We start from the raw sequence: 12914 nt of genomic DNA, 5'->3' as shown, positions 1-12914 counted from the left end.
CGGCGCACCGGCCCCGGGATCCTGCGGCGGGGTCGCCGTGCCGGTGCCGGGGGCGTCGGTGCTGGTGCCGGCGTCGGCGCCGGTGGCGCCGGGGGTGACCGCGGGTGTGGTGGCGCTCGCGGTGCCGGCGTCACCGTCTCCGCCGCCCGAGCCGGAGCCCCCGGCGAGGGCCGGCACCCCCAGGCCCAGCACGAGGCCGGCGACGGCGCCGGCGGCCAGTCCGGCGAGGAGACGGGGGCGGCGGGGCCGCGGCGGGCCGGCGACGTCCGCGGCGCGAGCAGCGGAGACCTCCTCGCGACCCGGTGCAGGGGGCGGCGCGGTGGGGTGGCTCGCGGCCGACCAGGCGCCGACGCTCAGTGGCCGGGTGTCGTCGTGCGGGTCCGCGGCGCTCCGGTCGCGCCGGTCGGGGTCGCGGGGGTCGTGCGGGCGGGGCTGGTCGGGGTGGGTCATGGGGTGCTCCTTCGGTGTCGCGGCCGTGGTCGGCCGTCGGTGCAGGGATCGGGGACGGGTCGGGACGGGACGGGTCGGGACGGGTCGGGACGGGTCAGGGGAGGCCGGTCGGTCAGGGGCGTGGGCCGGGTGCGTCGTCGCGGTCGCCCGCGGGGCCGGGCCCACCGCCGGTCAGCTCGTGCAGCTCGGCGAGGGCACGGTCGGGCGCGGGCAGGGCCGCGGCGAACGCGTTGCGGTCGACGGCCTGGGCGACGCGGGGCGGCCCCCAGGTGCTCAGGACCGAGGTGACGACCCACGCGACGGCGAGGGCGGCGAGCCCCGCGCCGACGGCGGACAGCAGCGTCGGGACGAGTCCGCGACCGGTGCGCAGGGCGCCGACCACGGCGAGCAGGACGGCGAGGGCGACCAGCAGGTCGACCAGGCCCAGGGAGGTCGGGACCAGGGAGGACGGGACCGGGACGGAGAGGTGTGGCACGGGTACTCCTGGGGTCGAGGACGGCCGGGACGCGCCGGGCCGGTGGGCCGGGCGGTCGGGGCCCCTGGTGGGGGCCGCCGGGGTCGACTCTGGGCGGCGTACCTGCGGGCCACCTCAAGACGGCGACCGCACGCGGTGTTCTTGAGGTGGTCTTCAGGTCGGCGACGGCACACTGTCGAGGTGCCGATACGTGACGCCGCCGCCCGCCTGCTCGTGGTGGAGGACGACGACGTCATCCGCGAGTCGCTGGCGAGGTCGCTGCGCTCGGAGGGCTACGCCGTGCGTGCGCTGGCCGACGGCGGCGCGCTCGAGGAGGAACTGGCCGCGCACCGCGTCGACCTCGTGGTGCTCGACTGGATGCTCCCGGGGCGCGACGGCCCCGAGCTGGTGCGCGTCGTGCGACGGCGCAGTGACGCCGCCGTGGTGATGCTCACCGCCCGCGAGGCCGTCGAGGACCGCCTGCGCGGCTTCGAGGTCGGCGTCGACGACTACCTGGCCAAGCCCTTCGTGGTGGAGGAGCTGCTCGCCCGGGTGCGGGCGGTGCTGCGCCGCACCGGCGCCGTGGCCACCACGATCGAGATCGACGACCTGGTCGTCGACGAGGAGGCGGCGCGGGTCACGCGCGGCGGCCACGACGTCGCGCTCACCGCGACCGAGCTGCGGCTGCTGGCCCACCTGGCCCGCCACCGCGACCGGGTGCTGTCCAACGCCCAGATCCTCAGCCAGGTGTGGGGCTACGACGACTACGCCGACAACCTCGTGCAGGTGCACCTCAGTGCCCTGCGCCGCAAGCTGGAGGTCCACGGACCGCGTCTCATCCACACCGAGCGCGGCCTGGGCTACGTGCTGCGGGCGCCCCGGTGAGCGGCACCGGTGGCGCGCCGGGCCTGCGCACCCCGTCGTTGCGGCGACGGGTGACGCTGGTCGTGGTGGCCCTCGTGGCCGTGCTGCTGGTGGTGCTGGTCGCGGCCACCGAGCTGGCACTGCGCGAGCGGCTCGACGACCAGCTGCGCCAGCGCCTCGTCGAGCGCGCGGGCGTGGCCGACGCCCTGGTGGGTGAGGTCGACGACCGCGACCTGGCCCGCCGCCTGGAGGGTGAAGGGGTGTCGGCGGTCGTGCGCACCGCCGACGGCGAGGTCTACGCCGAGGGTCCGCTCGCCGGGGCGGCCGGCGTGGCCCCGGGGGACGGCGAGGAGGCCACAGGAGGCTCCGGAGGCACGGGAGGCGGCTCGGGTGGGGGCGAGGGGCCGGTCGACGGCGGGCCCCCGGAGCCCGCCACGGTGCCCAGCCCGCTGCGGGGCGACCCGGGTCCGCCCGACCCGCCGGGCGCGACCCCCGCGGTGCAGGAGAGCGGCGACCTGCTCACGGTCTCGCGCAGCCTCGCCGACGGCAGCACGCTGCTGCTGCTCGCCGACGCCAGCGACGTCCGCGAGACCGTCGCCCAGGTCAGGCTGGTGCTGCTCGTGACCGCGGTGGCGGTGCTGCTCGCCACCGCCCTCGTCGTGCCGCTGGTGGTGGGCGGGGCGCTGCGGCCGCTGCCTCGCATCACCGACGTGGCCCGCAGCATCACCCGCGGTGACCGCGGGCGCCGGCTGCGCCCGACCGCGCCCGGCACCGACCTCGGCCGCACGGCGCTGGCCTTCGACGAGATGCTCGACGAGGTGGTGGGCGCCGAGGCCCGCGCGGTCGACTCGGAGGCCCGGCTGCGCGACTTCGTCTCCGACGCCGCCCACGAGCTGCGCACCCCGGTGACCGGCATCCGCGCCGCCGCCGAGCACGTGCTGCGCACCGACCCGCCGCGCGAGGAGCGCGAGCAGGTGCTGGTGGACCTCATCCGCGAGGCCCAGCGCGCCGGCCGGCTCGTCGACGACCTGCTGCTGATGGCGCGCATCGACCGCGGTCTGGCCCTGGTCACGGGCCCGGTCGACCTGCGGTCGGTGGCCGAGGAGGTGGCGAGGTCGCCGCGGCCCGGCCCGGCGGTGGTCAGGGTGGCGGGCGGCCCGGTGGTGGCCGCCGCCGACCGCGACCGGGTCGTGCAGGTGCTGGGCAACCTCGTCGACAACGCCGTGCAGGCCGGCGCGCGTCAGGTCGAGCTCCGCTCGTCCTACGACGGGGACGCGGCGGTCCTGGAGGTCGTCGACGACGGCCCGGGCATCCCCGCCGCCGACCGCGAGCGGGTCTTCGACCGGCTGGTGCGCCTCGACCCCGCCCGCGAGCGGCGGGCGGGCGGCTCGGGCCTCGGGCTGTCGATCGCGCGCGGCCTGGCGCGCGCCCACGGCGGCGAGCTCGTCTGCCGCGAGCCCGCCGGCGCCGCGGGCACCCGGATGCGGCTGACCCTGCCCGCGGGAGCGACCGAGGACGGGCCCGTGGGTGCGGGGACCACCCCGCGCGGGTGAGCCGGGGAGCCCCGGCGCGGGGTAGACCGGAGGCATGAGCTATCCCCTGAGCCGCCTCATGTCCACCGCCACCGCCGGCTACGGCGCCTTCGCCCTGCTCAAGCCCGACCACCTCGGCTCGGCCATGCAGGCCGGCCGCTCCGAGCGGGGCGGCTACGACGTGCTGGCCCGCACCTACGGTGTCCGCGACCTCGGCATCAGCGCCGCCGGCGCACTCGGGCGCTCCGACAAGGTCGTGCGCACCGCGATGCTGCTGCGCATCGTCGGCGACCTGGGCGACTGCGCGATCCTCGCCGCCAAGGCCCCCGACTCCCAGGTGCGCGGCAAGGTGATGGCCGTGACCCTCGGCTGGGCGGCGCTCAACACGGTCGCCCTGGTCGTCGACGGGCGACGCGCCGCCTGAGCGTCGCGGGCCGGTCCCGCGGGCGGGCGCGTCGCACCGGGACCGCGCGCCCGCCGGCCCGGCGTGGCCGCTAGCGTCTGTCGCCGACGAGGAGGCGACCGTGACCGACGACCGCGCCGTGGGCGCGCCCACCACCCTGCACCTGCGGGCAGCCGGGGTCAGCGTGCTGCTGGCCCACCACCCCGACGCGGACCACGGCGGGCCGTGGGTGGCCCACTGGGGTGCCGACCTGGGTCCGCTCGACGAGGCGGCCCGCGGGGAGGTCGTGCGTGCCGGGCACCGCGAGCTGACCCCCAACACCGTCGACGAGCTGCGCCCGGTCGGCCTGCTGCCCGAGCACGCCTCGGGCTGGCCCGGCACGCCCGGCCTGCGCGGCTCGCGCGCCGACGGCGCGGACTGGTCGCCCGTGCTGCGGGTGCGCGCGGTGTCGACCACCACGGCGGACCCGCCGGACCCGGCGGACCCGCCGGACCCGGCGGCGCTGGGCGGCAGCGCGACGTACGAGCTCGTCGACGCGGTCGCGGGGCTGGAGGTGCTGCTCGAGGTGGAGCTGCTGGCCAGCGGGCTGCTGCGCACCCGGGCCACGCTCACCAGCACGGGGGAGGGCGACTACCGCCTCGACGCGCTCGAGCCGGCGCTGCCCGTGCCGACCCGGGCCGGGGAGCTGCTCGACCTCACCGGGCGCCACGCACGCGAGCGCAGCCCCCAGCGGCGCCCGGTCACCGTGGGTGCCCACGTGCGCGAGGGCCGCCGCGGACGCACCGGCACCGACGCCACCCTGCTCACCGCCGTCGGCGAGCCCGGCTTCGGCTTCCGCCGTGGCGAGGTGTGGGCCACCCACGTCGCGTGGTCGGGCGACCACCGCAGCCGCGTGGAGCGGGCCACGACCGGGGTGACGCTGGTCAGTGGCGGCGAGCTGCTGCTGCCCGGCGAGGTCCGGCTGGCGCCGGGGGAGTCCTACGCCTCGCCGTGGCTCTACGGCAGCCACGGCACCGGCCTCGACGAGGTCACCGCACGTATCCACACCCACCTGCGCTCGCGCCCGCAGCACCCGAGGCGCCCCCGCCCGGTCACCCTCAACACCTGGGAGGCGGTCTACTTCGACCACGACCTCGAGGTCCTCACCGAGCTGGCCGAGCTGGCCGCCGGGGTCGGGGTGGAGCGCTACGTGCTCGACGACGGCTGGTTCCGCGGTCGGCGCGACGACACCGCCGGCCTCGGTGACTGGTACGTCGACCCCACGGTCTGGCCCGACGGCCTCGATCCGCTCATCGGGCGGGTGCGCGCGCTGGGCATGGAGTTCGGGCTGTGGGTGGAGCCGGAGATGGTCAACCTCGACTCCGACCTCGCCCGCGCCCACCCCGCGTGGGTGCTGGGCACCGGCGGGCGGGTGCCGGTGGCCTCGCGCCAGCAGCAGGTGCTCGACCTCGCCCACCCGGACGCCTTCGCCCACGTCCTGGAGCGCCTCGACGCCCTGCTGTCCGCGCACGACATCGCCTACCTGAAGTGGGACCACAACCGCGACCTCGTCGACGCCGGCAGCGGCCCCGCGGGCGCGGCGTCGGTGCACCGCCAGACGCTGGCCTTCTACGCGCTGGTCGACGAGCTGCGCCGCCGGCACCCCGGCATCGAGATCGAGTCGTGCTCCTCGGGCGGTGGCCGCATCGACCTCGAGGTGCTCGAGCGCACCGACCGGGTCTGGGCCTCGGACTGCATCGACCCCCTCGAGCGCCAGGGCATCCAGCGCTGGACCTCGCTGCTGGTGCCCCCGGAGCTGCTCGGCGCCCACATCGGCTCCGCGCGCTCCCACACCACCGGACGCACCCACGACCTGTCCTTCCGCGCCGGCACCGCCCTCTTCGGCCACCTGGGCATCGAGTGGGACCTGCGCGAGGCCACCGCGGCGCAGCGCGAGGAGCTCGCGGCGTGGGTGGCGCTGCACCGGCGGCTGCGCCCGCTGCTGGCCACCGGCACGACGGTGCGCTCCGACCACCCCGACCCCGCCACGCTCGTGCACGGGATCGTCTCGCCCGCGGCCGACCACGCGGTCTACGCCGTCGTCGCGACCGCCGGGCCGACCACGTGGCCGCCCGGCCCGGTCACGCTGCCCGGTCTCGACGCGGCGTCGACGTACGACGTGGCGGCGCTGGCGCCCGGTGACGTCGTGCACGGCCCCGGCTACTCGCCGCTGCCGTGGTGGTCGACCGGCGTGCGCCTGACCGGGCGGGTGCTCGACACCGTCGGGGTGCAGGCTCCGGCGCAGGACCCCGAGCACCTCGTGCTGATCGAGGTGCGCCGCGTCGGGTAGCCGGTGCGGGGAGGGGGGTCAGTCGAGGGCGAACTGGATGCGGCGGATCTCGCTCGAGATCGGCGCGAACAGCTCGCGGCGGATCCGGTTGTGCTCCTCGTCGAGGTCGTAGACGCGGTAGGCCTCCGCGTCGGCGAAGTCGGCGGTCAGCACGTAGCCGGCGTTGCCCTCCCGCAGGCCCAGGTCGAGACCGGTGCGCATCTCGAACGCGACCCCCTCGACGCGCAGCGCCGCGATCGCGTCGAGCGCGGCCTGCGCCTGCTCGCGCGTCGCGTCGTCCCGGAGCACTCCCACCACCACGTTGCGGATCATGGGCCCATCGAAGCAGGGGCGGTGGTCCGGGCCTGGCGTGGCCCCCGGACCGGGCGGGGCACCTGACGTCGGCGGGAGCGCGGCGTCGGTAGAGTGCGCGGCTGGACGGGTGCGATCCTCGACCGTCCGCACCGTGGGGCGGTAGCTCAGCCGGTCAGAGCAGAGGACTCATAATCCTTGGGTCGTGGGTTCGAGCCCCACCCGCCCTACGTCAGCGAGCCCCCGGGACCGTGAGGTCCCGGGGGCTCCGCCGCCGCTGCGGCACGGAGACGCTGCGCCGCCTCGGCGGCGCGGTGGGCTCAGCTGTCGGCGCCGCGCCCGGTGGAGGCCTGGAGCCGGTCGATGTGCTCGGAGGCCTCGGCCTTGGTCAGGTCGGCGGGAAGCGTCTCGCCGGCCTCGCGGGCCAGGGTGTCGAGGTAGCTCTTCTGGGCGCCGGTGATGGGCTCGTCGCCGGTCACCCAGTCGTTGGGGTCCTTCTCGGCGTTGGTCGGGCTGGGGTTGTCGGCACCCAGGACCTCGCCGTCGGGCACGCCGCTCGGGGTCTGCTCCGTGCCCTGCTCGGGAGCCTGGTCGTTCGAAGACATGTTCGATGAGGTCATGGGCCCACGCTACGTCGGGGCGCCGGCGGACCCCAGACCCCGAACGGGTGAGGGCGTCGACCCCGGCGGGGTGATCGGGCGGGGTGCTATTTTCCGCCGGGGGTGGTGCGAGCCGTGCCGATGCACCGACCCGACAGGAGCAGGCCGACCGGACCGAGGGAGAGGCGCCGCGTGGAGGACGTGTCACGTGAGCCCGGTGCCGGGCCCGCCCACCCCGGGTCCCCGTCGACCCAGGCGCCCCGACGCGGACGCCGGCGGGCCAGCAGCCGACCGGCCCTCGCCCGGCGCACGCGGCGGGCCCGTCCCTCCGCCTCGCCTCCCGCCCGCCGACGCGGCGGCGCCCGCGCCGACCGGCGCCGGCGCCGCGCCGCGGGCCTGCCCGGCACGCTCGGGGTGACGCTGCTCGGCGCGCTCGTGCCGGGGGCCGGCTTCCTCTACACCGGACGCCGCCTGCTCGGGGCCCTGGTGCTGCTGCCGGTGCTGGCCCTGCTGGGAGGCGCGGCGTGGTACGTCGGGCGCGACCTGCGCGCCCTGCTCGCCTTCGCCGTCGACCCCACCCGCCTCACCATCGCCGCGGTCGTGCTGGTGCTCGGCCTCGCGACCTGGGTGGCCGTGGTCTACCTGACCTACCGCCAGGTCAGGCCCCCGAGCCGACCCCGGTGGCACACGGCGGTCGGCCACGGGTTCGTGCTGGTGCTCTGCCTCGCGATCGGTGCGCCCTTCGCGGTGGCGGCGCGCTACGCCCAGGTGCAGGCCGGGCTGGTCGGCACCGTCTTCGACGACGACCGCAACGAGAGCGCCACCGTGCCGACCGACGTCACCGAGGAGGACCCCTGGGGCGGGCGGGAGCGGGTGACCGTGCTCCTGCTCGGCGGCGACGGCGGCGAGGGCCGCACCGGCGTGCGCACCGACACCGTGATCCTGCTGAGCATGGACACCACCACCGGCCGCGCGGTCACGGTGAGCCTGCCGCGCAACCTGATGAACGCGCAGTTCCCCGAGGACAGCCCGCTCCACGACCTCTACCCGACCGGCTTCAGCGGGCCCGAGGACGACGGCTTCTACATGCTCAACGCCATCTACGGCCAGATCCCCGAGCGTCACCCGGGCGTCCTCGGCACGAGCGACAACGAGGGTGCCGACGCCCTCAAGCAGGCCGTCGAGGGCAGCCTCGGGGTGCCGGTCGACTACTACCTGCTGGTCAACCTCAAGGGCTTCGAGGACGTCGTCGACGCCATCGGCGGCATCACCGTCAACGTCAACGAGCCGGTCGCCATCCAGGGCAACACCGACCTGGGCATCCCGCCGGTGGACTACATCGACCCCGGCCCCGACCAGGAGCTCGACGGCTTCCACGCGCTGTGGTTCGCCCGGGGCCGCTACGGCTCCGACGACTACGAGCGCATGGACCGCCAGCGCTGCGCGGTCGACGCCATCATCGAGGCCGCCGACCCGATGACCGTGCTGCAGCGCTACCAGACCCTGGCCGAGACCGGGCAGGAGATCGTCTCCACCGACATCCCGCGACGGATCGTGCCGGCGCTGCTCGACCTCGCCCTGAAGGTCAAGGACGCCAAGGTCAAGTCGGTCGTCTTCCGGCCCTCCGAGCGATTCTTCTCCGGCGACCCCGACTTCGACTACATGCGCCAGGTCGTGGCCAAGGCCCTCGAGCCGCGCTCGCGACCTGGGCTGGGCAAGAAGGACCCCGGCCGGGCCGAGGACCCCGAGGACTCCTGCGCCTACGCGCCCGCCGACGGCACCGACGCGACCAGCAGCACCGACACGGCCGCGGCGTACTGACCCGAGCGGTCCCGGCGGGCCCTCAGCGGTGCCCGGCGACCGCGTGGGGCACGTAGCCGGAGCCGAGCTCGTCGAGCTCCTCGTCACTGAGCTCGAGGTCGACCGCGGCCACGGCGTCGGTGAGGTGGTGGGCCTTGGTGACGCCGACGATCGGCGAGGTGACCACCGGCTGGTGCAGCAGCCAGGCCAGCGCGACCTGCGCCGGCGCGACGCCGCGTCGCTCGGCCAGGGCGAGCACCGTGGCGACGATGTCGGCATCCTCGTCGCGGTAGAGCGTGCCGCCGAACTCGTCGGTCTCGGTGCGGGAGGTCTCGGTGTCCCAGGGGCGGGTCAGCCGGCCCCGGGCCAGCGGGCTCCACGGGATGACCCCGACCCCCTGGTCGGCGCAGAGGGGGAGCATCTCGCGCTCCTCCTCGCGGTAGAGGAGGTTGTAGTGGTCCTGCATCGACACGAAGGGCGTCCAGCCGTGGGCGCGCGCGACCTCCTGGGCCTTCGCGAACTGCCAGGCGTACATCGAGGAGGCGCCGAGGTAGCGCGCCTTGCCCGAGCGCACCACGTCGTGGAGCGCCTCCATGGTCTCCTCGATCGGCACCTCGGGGTCCCACCGGTGGATCTGGTAGAGGTCGACGTAGTCGGTGCCGAGGCGGCGCAGCGACGCATCGATCTCGTGGAGGATCGCACCGCGCGAGAGGCCGGCGCCGTGGGGCCCGGGGCGCATGCGGCCGTGGACCTTGGTGGCGAGCACGACGTCCTCGCGCCGGGCGAAGTCGCGCACCGCGCGGCCGGTGATCTCCTCGCTGGAGCCGCCGGAGTAGACGTTGGCGGTGTCGAGCACCGTCACGCCCGCCTCCAGGGCGTCGCGGATGATCGCGCGGCCGGCGTCCTCGTCGAGCACCCACGGGTGACCGCCCCGCGACGGGTCGCCCCAGCTCATGCACCCGAGGGTGACCACGGAGACCTCGAGGCCGCTGCTGCCGAGTCGTGTGTAGCGCATGGGCCCATCCTGCGACGGGCCCCCAAGCCGGCCCGGTGTGGATGCGGTGCGGGTGGGACGCGGGTGGGACACGGGTGTTGCGTGGTCAGCGCGGGGTGGCGAACGTGCTCGTGGTGCCGTCGTCGTGGACCACGAGCCCCGAGCGTCCGGGGCGCTGCCGCAGCCACGCGAGCGCGTCGGGGCCCAGGGCGTAGGCGCAGGTGGCGTCGACGTCGGCCTCGGTGAGGGTCGGGGCCACCACCGTCACCTGCCGCACCCCGCGGGCCGTGCGGCCGGTGCGCCCGTCGAGCAGGTGAGCGCCGCGGTGGGTCGTGCCCGAGGTGGCGACCGCGCCGTTGCCGACCGGCACCACGGCGAGCAGCCGCGACGCGTCGCGCGGGTCCTCGACACCGACCCGCCACAGCGGCGTACGCCGGCTCCGGGTGCGGCAGAGCACGTCGCCGCCGCCCGACAGGCACCAGTCGGTGCCCACCAGCGGCTCCAGCGCGCGGGCCGCCCGGTCGAGGGCCCAGCCCTTGGCCACGCCCGTCGGGTCGAGACGCACGCGGCCCACGGCGTCGGGCAGGCGCAGCGTGAAGGCGCCGCCGGAGTCGCGGGTGGCGTCCTCCCCGAGGGCGAGGACCTCGGCCAGCTCCGGTGGGCACTGCGCCAGGGAGACCTCGCCCCGGTCCAGCCGCGACACCCAGGAGTCCTCGCGCCAGGTGCTCAGCAGCGCGTCGCTGCCGCGCAGGCTCGTCATGACCGCCGACCAGGCCTCGAGCGCGGCCGGGTCGTCGGGGTCGGCGGCGTGTGGCCCCCGCAGCGCGAGGCTGACCGGCAGGCCCATGACGTGGTCGACGTGGCGGCGCGTCGGGCCGGGTGCGGTGGCCGCGGGGGCGCTCACAGGCCGGCCTGGTCGAGTGCGTCCTGCAGCGAGCCGACGTAGCCCTGGCTGGTCACGGTGGCGCCGCTGACCATGTCGATGTCGGCGCTCTGGGCGTCGAGCGTCTCCTGCACCAGCACCGGCAGCGCGTAGGCGTTGATCTCCTGGTCGTGACCGTTGCCGGAGGGGTACTGCAGCACGTCGACCCCGGTGATCGCGCCGCCGCCGTCCACCGTGAGCTGCACCTGCACCGGCCCCCACTGGGTCTGCACCACGCTGCCGGTCACCGTGCTCGACCCACCGGAGCCGCCCGAGCCGGCGTCGCCGCCTCCCGCCCCTGCGCCGGTCGGCCCACCGGTGGTGCTCCCGCCCGTGGTCCCGCCCGTGGTCGCGCCGGCGGTGCTCGTGGTCGTGGCGCTGGAGGAGGGGAGGGCCGCGGTGGTGCTGGGGCCCTGGAGGGAGGTGCGGTAGCCCAGGAGGAGCACGACGGTCGACAGCGTGCTGAGGGCCCACAGGGAGATGCGTCTCATCGGGTCACCACCGGAAGGTCTCGAGATGGAGCTGGTCGGGGTGCGCGCCCGCGGCGCGCAGGCTGGCGAGGACGGAGTCGCTCCAGCCGTCGGGGCCGCAGACGAAGACGTCGCGCTCGGCGACGTCGGGCACGAGGCGGAGCAGGGCCGTCGTGTCGTCGACGGGCGGCACGCCGTCGCCGAGCCAGGAGCCGGGAGCCCGGCGGGGGCCGGGGAGCCCCACGAGGCGCAGGCCGCGCTCACGGGCCAGCACGGCGAGCTCGGCGCCGAGCAGCGGCTCCCGGTCGTAGCGGTGGAGCACGACCACGTCGCCGGGGGTCTGGTCGAGCCCCTCGGCCAGCGCGCGCAGCGGGGTGATGCCCACGCCCGACCCCACCAGGAGCACGCCCCGGCGGGTGCGGGCACGCGCGGTGAGGCGCCCGAAGGGCCCCTCGACGAGCACGCGGGTGCCCGGGCGCAGTGAGGCGACGGCGGCGCTGCCGTCGCCGAGCGCCTTGACCGTCAGGCGCAGGCTGCGCCCGTCAGGAGCGGCCGAGAGCGAGTAGGGGTGGGCGCGCGACCAGCCGGGGCCGGTCAGGAAGCGCCAGAGCAGGAACTGCCCGGCCTCGACCCGCAGCCGGTCGAGGCGTCCGGTGAGGTAGACCGACACCGCGGCGTCGCCCTCCGCCACCACCGAGGTGACCCGGAGTTCCAGGCGCCAGGAGCGCCACAGCGGCAGCGCCACGCGCCACAGGAGCACAGCGCCGGCCGCCGCCGCCCAGGCGCTCCACCAGTAGACGGTGGCCGCGGTCGAGGCGAGCAGCTCCTGCCCGGTCCACAGCTGGTGGGGCAGCGCGAGCCCGACCCCGAGGTAGGCGTAGAGGTGCAGCAGGTGCCAGGACTCGTGGCGCAGCCGGGAGCGGGCCGCGCGGATGCTGGTCACCACGACCATGACCAGGCAGACCAGGCCGGCGAGCGCGAGCAGCATGCCCGGGTAGTCGACGGTGAGGTCCCAGGCGGTCGCCGGGGTGGCCAGCAGGTCCCCGGCGGCGTAGCCCCAGACGGTCAGACCGACGTGGGCCAGCACGAGGTCGAAGGACACGAAGCCGACCACGCGGTGCAGCCGTGCCAGTCGGTCCTGGCCGAAAGCGCGCTCGAGCCACGGCAGTCGCGCCATGAGCAGCACCTGCGCGAGCAGCAGGTCGGAGCCGACCAGCCCGGCGAGGCGGCCGCTGGAGAGCAGACCCGTCTCCCACCCCGCGAGGTCCTGCACCCCTCCGCCGGCGACCCACCAGTAGGTGACGACGAGCAGGCTCAGCCACAGCGCCGCCACGGCCGAGGTCCGGACCGCTGCGTCGACGCGCGCGGCACCGGTGTCGAGCGCCGCGGACGTGCTCGGGGCCCCGTGCGGCGCCGGGGGAGCGGCGAGGGTGGTCACGTGGCCGACCCGCTCGCGTCGTCGTCGGTCGTCGCGCCGGGGACGGCGGGGTCGGGCGCGGTCTCCCCGGGAGCGGTGCCGTCGGGAGCGGTGCCGTCGGGTGCGGCGGGGAACCCTCCCGCGGGGCCGTCGCCGTCGGGGCCACCCTGAGCGGGGAAGCCGCGGTCGTCGCCGTCGCCGTCGCCGGGTCCGTGGCCCGACGGCGCGCCCGGCACTCCGGTGCGGTCGCCGTCGGGCCCGGTCGCCCGGCCCACCGCGAAGCCGCCCGCGGCTGAGCCCAGCAGCAGCAGCTGATCGGCATGTAGTCCTCGACGTTGAACGTGTAGGGATAGAGGCAGCCGTCCCAGCCGACGACGTCGAAGGGGTGG

General features: G+C 76.4%; 13 protein-coding genes, 1 tRNA gene and 1 pseudogene. 6 read left to right on the top strand and 9 right to left on the bottom strand.

The genetic code is table 11. The features are described 5' to 3' along the window. Together LPA27_RS18525 and LPA27_RS18520 are read right to left on the bottom strand one after the other, a co-directional pair. Positions 1–450 (bottom strand): annotated as a pseudogene (locus LPA27_RS18525) (hypothetical protein); the annotation flags it as partial. Positions 451–562: 112 nt separating this feature from the next. Next, positions 563–925: a hypothetical protein gene (locus LPA27_RS18520; protein ID WP_228943412.1), complete on the bottom strand. Its 363-nt coding sequence runs from the start codon at positions 923–925 to the stop codon at positions 563–565. A gap of 180 nt (positions 926–1105) precedes the next feature. On the opposite strand from LPA27_RS18520, the gene LPA27_RS18515 reads away from it, so the two are divergent. The 4 genes from LPA27_RS18515 to LPA27_RS18500 all read left to right on the top strand — a co-directional run bounded on the left by LPA27_RS18515 (position 1106) and on the right by LPA27_RS18500 (position 6032). After that, a complete protein-coding gene (locus tag LPA27_RS18515) occupies positions 1106–1789 on the top strand; it encodes a response regulator transcription factor (protein ID WP_228943410.1) in 684 nt (227 codons plus the stop codon). Next, positions 1786–3321 (top strand): sensor histidine kinase, encoded by a 1536-nt coding sequence (locus tag LPA27_RS18510; RefSeq protein ID WP_228943408.1) that lies wholly within the window; start codon positions 1786–1788, stop codon positions 3319–3321. The genes LPA27_RS18515 and LPA27_RS18510 overlap by 4 nt, the downstream gene beginning before the upstream one ends. A gap of 34 nt (positions 3322–3355) precedes the next feature. After that, the gene (locus LPA27_RS18505; RefSeq protein ID WP_156697872.1) at positions 3356–3724 is read left to right on the top strand and encodes a hypothetical protein; all 369 of its coding nucleotides are present in this window, start codon (positions 3356–3358) and stop codon (positions 3722–3724) included. A gap of 100 nt (positions 3725–3824) precedes the next feature. After that, a complete protein-coding gene (locus tag LPA27_RS18500; protein WP_228943406.1) occupies positions 3825–6032 on the top strand; it encodes an alpha-galactosidase in 2208 nt (735 codons plus the stop codon). Between the two features lie 18 nt (positions 6033–6050). Here the strand turns inward: LPA27_RS18500 and LPA27_RS18495 are convergent, their stop codons facing one another. After that, positions 6051–6344: a Dabb family protein gene (locus tag LPA27_RS18495; protein WP_056864237.1), complete on the bottom strand. Its 294-nt coding sequence runs from the start codon at positions 6342–6344 to the stop codon at positions 6051–6053. Between the two features lie 135 nt (positions 6345–6479). Between LPA27_RS18495 and LPA27_RS18490 the strand changes: the two genes are divergently transcribed. Further along, positions 6480–6553, top strand: a tRNA-Ile gene (locus tag LPA27_RS18490). 90 nt (positions 6554–6643) lie between these two features. Here LPA27_RS18490 and LPA27_RS18485 read toward each other — a convergent pair. After that, complete coding sequence (locus LPA27_RS18485) at positions 6644–6943, bottom strand: DUF3072 domain-containing protein (protein WP_056903923.1); 300 nt, start codon at positions 6941–6943, stop codon at positions 6644–6646. A gap of 171 nt (positions 6944–7114) precedes the next feature. Here LPA27_RS18485 and LPA27_RS18480 point away from each other — a divergent pair, with 171 nt between their 5' ends. Continuing rightward, the gene (locus LPA27_RS18480; RefSeq protein WP_228943404.1) at positions 7115–8743 is read left to right on the top strand and encodes an LCP family protein; all 1629 of its coding nucleotides are present in this window, start codon (positions 7115–7117) and stop codon (positions 8741–8743) included. A gap of 22 nt (positions 8744–8765) precedes the next feature. Here LPA27_RS18480 and LPA27_RS18475 read toward each other — a convergent pair whose 3' ends face one another. The 5 genes from LPA27_RS18475 to LPA27_RS18455 all read right to left on the bottom strand — a co-directional run bounded on the left by LPA27_RS18475 (position 8766) and on the right by LPA27_RS18455 (position 12800). After that, positions 8766–9737 carry an aldo/keto reductase gene (locus LPA27_RS18475; RefSeq protein ID WP_056864240.1) on the bottom strand — a complete coding sequence of 324 codons (972 nt, stop codon included), beginning with the start codon at positions 9735–9737 and terminating at the stop codon, positions 8766–8768. 85 nt (positions 9738–9822) lie between these two features. Next, entirely contained in the window at positions 9823–10620 is a 798-nt protein-coding gene (locus LPA27_RS18470; protein ID WP_228943402.1) for an FAD:protein FMN transferase, read from the bottom strand. Further along, a complete protein-coding gene (locus LPA27_RS18465; RefSeq protein WP_228943400.1) occupies positions 10617–11129 on the bottom strand; it encodes an FMN-binding protein in 513 nt (170 codons plus the stop codon). The genes LPA27_RS18470 and LPA27_RS18465 overlap by 4 nt, the downstream gene beginning before the upstream one ends. A gap of 4 nt (positions 11130–11133) precedes the next feature. Further along, positions 11134–12546 (bottom strand): ferric reductase-like transmembrane domain-containing protein, encoded by a 1413-nt coding sequence (locus LPA27_RS18460; protein ID WP_228943398.1) that lies wholly within the window; start codon positions 12544–12546, stop codon positions 11134–11136. Further along, a complete protein-coding gene (locus LPA27_RS18455; RefSeq protein ID WP_228943396.1) occupies positions 12543–12800 on the bottom strand; it encodes a hypothetical protein in 258 nt (85 codons plus the stop codon). The genes LPA27_RS18460 and LPA27_RS18455 overlap by 4 nt, the downstream gene beginning before the upstream one ends. Positions 12801–12914: the final 114 nt, after the last annotated feature.

Source organism: Nocardioides sp. Leaf374 (assembly GCF_916862475.1).
Lineage (GTDB): Bacteria > Actinomycetota > Actinomycetes > Propionibacteriales > Nocardioidaceae > Nocardioides > Nocardioides kribbensis.
The sequence above is the reverse complement of the archived record's forward strand: the minus strand, read 5'-3'. Positions and strand labels throughout refer to the sequence as shown.

Bases quoted from the DNA above. Each gene is read 5' to 3' on its own strand.
- LPA27_RS18485 (WP_056903923.1), bottom strand. From the start codon at position 6,943: ATGACCTCATCGAACATGTCTTCGAACGACCAGGCTCCCGAGCAGGGC.
- LPA27_RS18475 (WP_056864240.1), bottom strand. From the start codon at position 9,737: ATGCGCTACACACGACTCGGCAGCAGCGGCCTCGAGGTCTCCGTGGTC.
- LPA27_RS18465 (WP_228943400.1), bottom strand. From the start codon at position 11,129: ATGAGACGCATCTCCCTGTGGGCCCTCAGCACGCTGTCGACCGTCGTG.
- LPA27_RS18495 (WP_056864237.1), bottom strand. From the start codon at position 6,344: ATGATCCGCAACGTGGTGGTGGGAGTGCTCCGGGACGACGCGACGCGC.
- LPA27_RS18505 (WP_156697872.1), top strand. From the start codon at position 3,356: ATGAGCTATCCCCTGAGCCGCCTCATGTCCACCGCCACCGCCGGCTAC.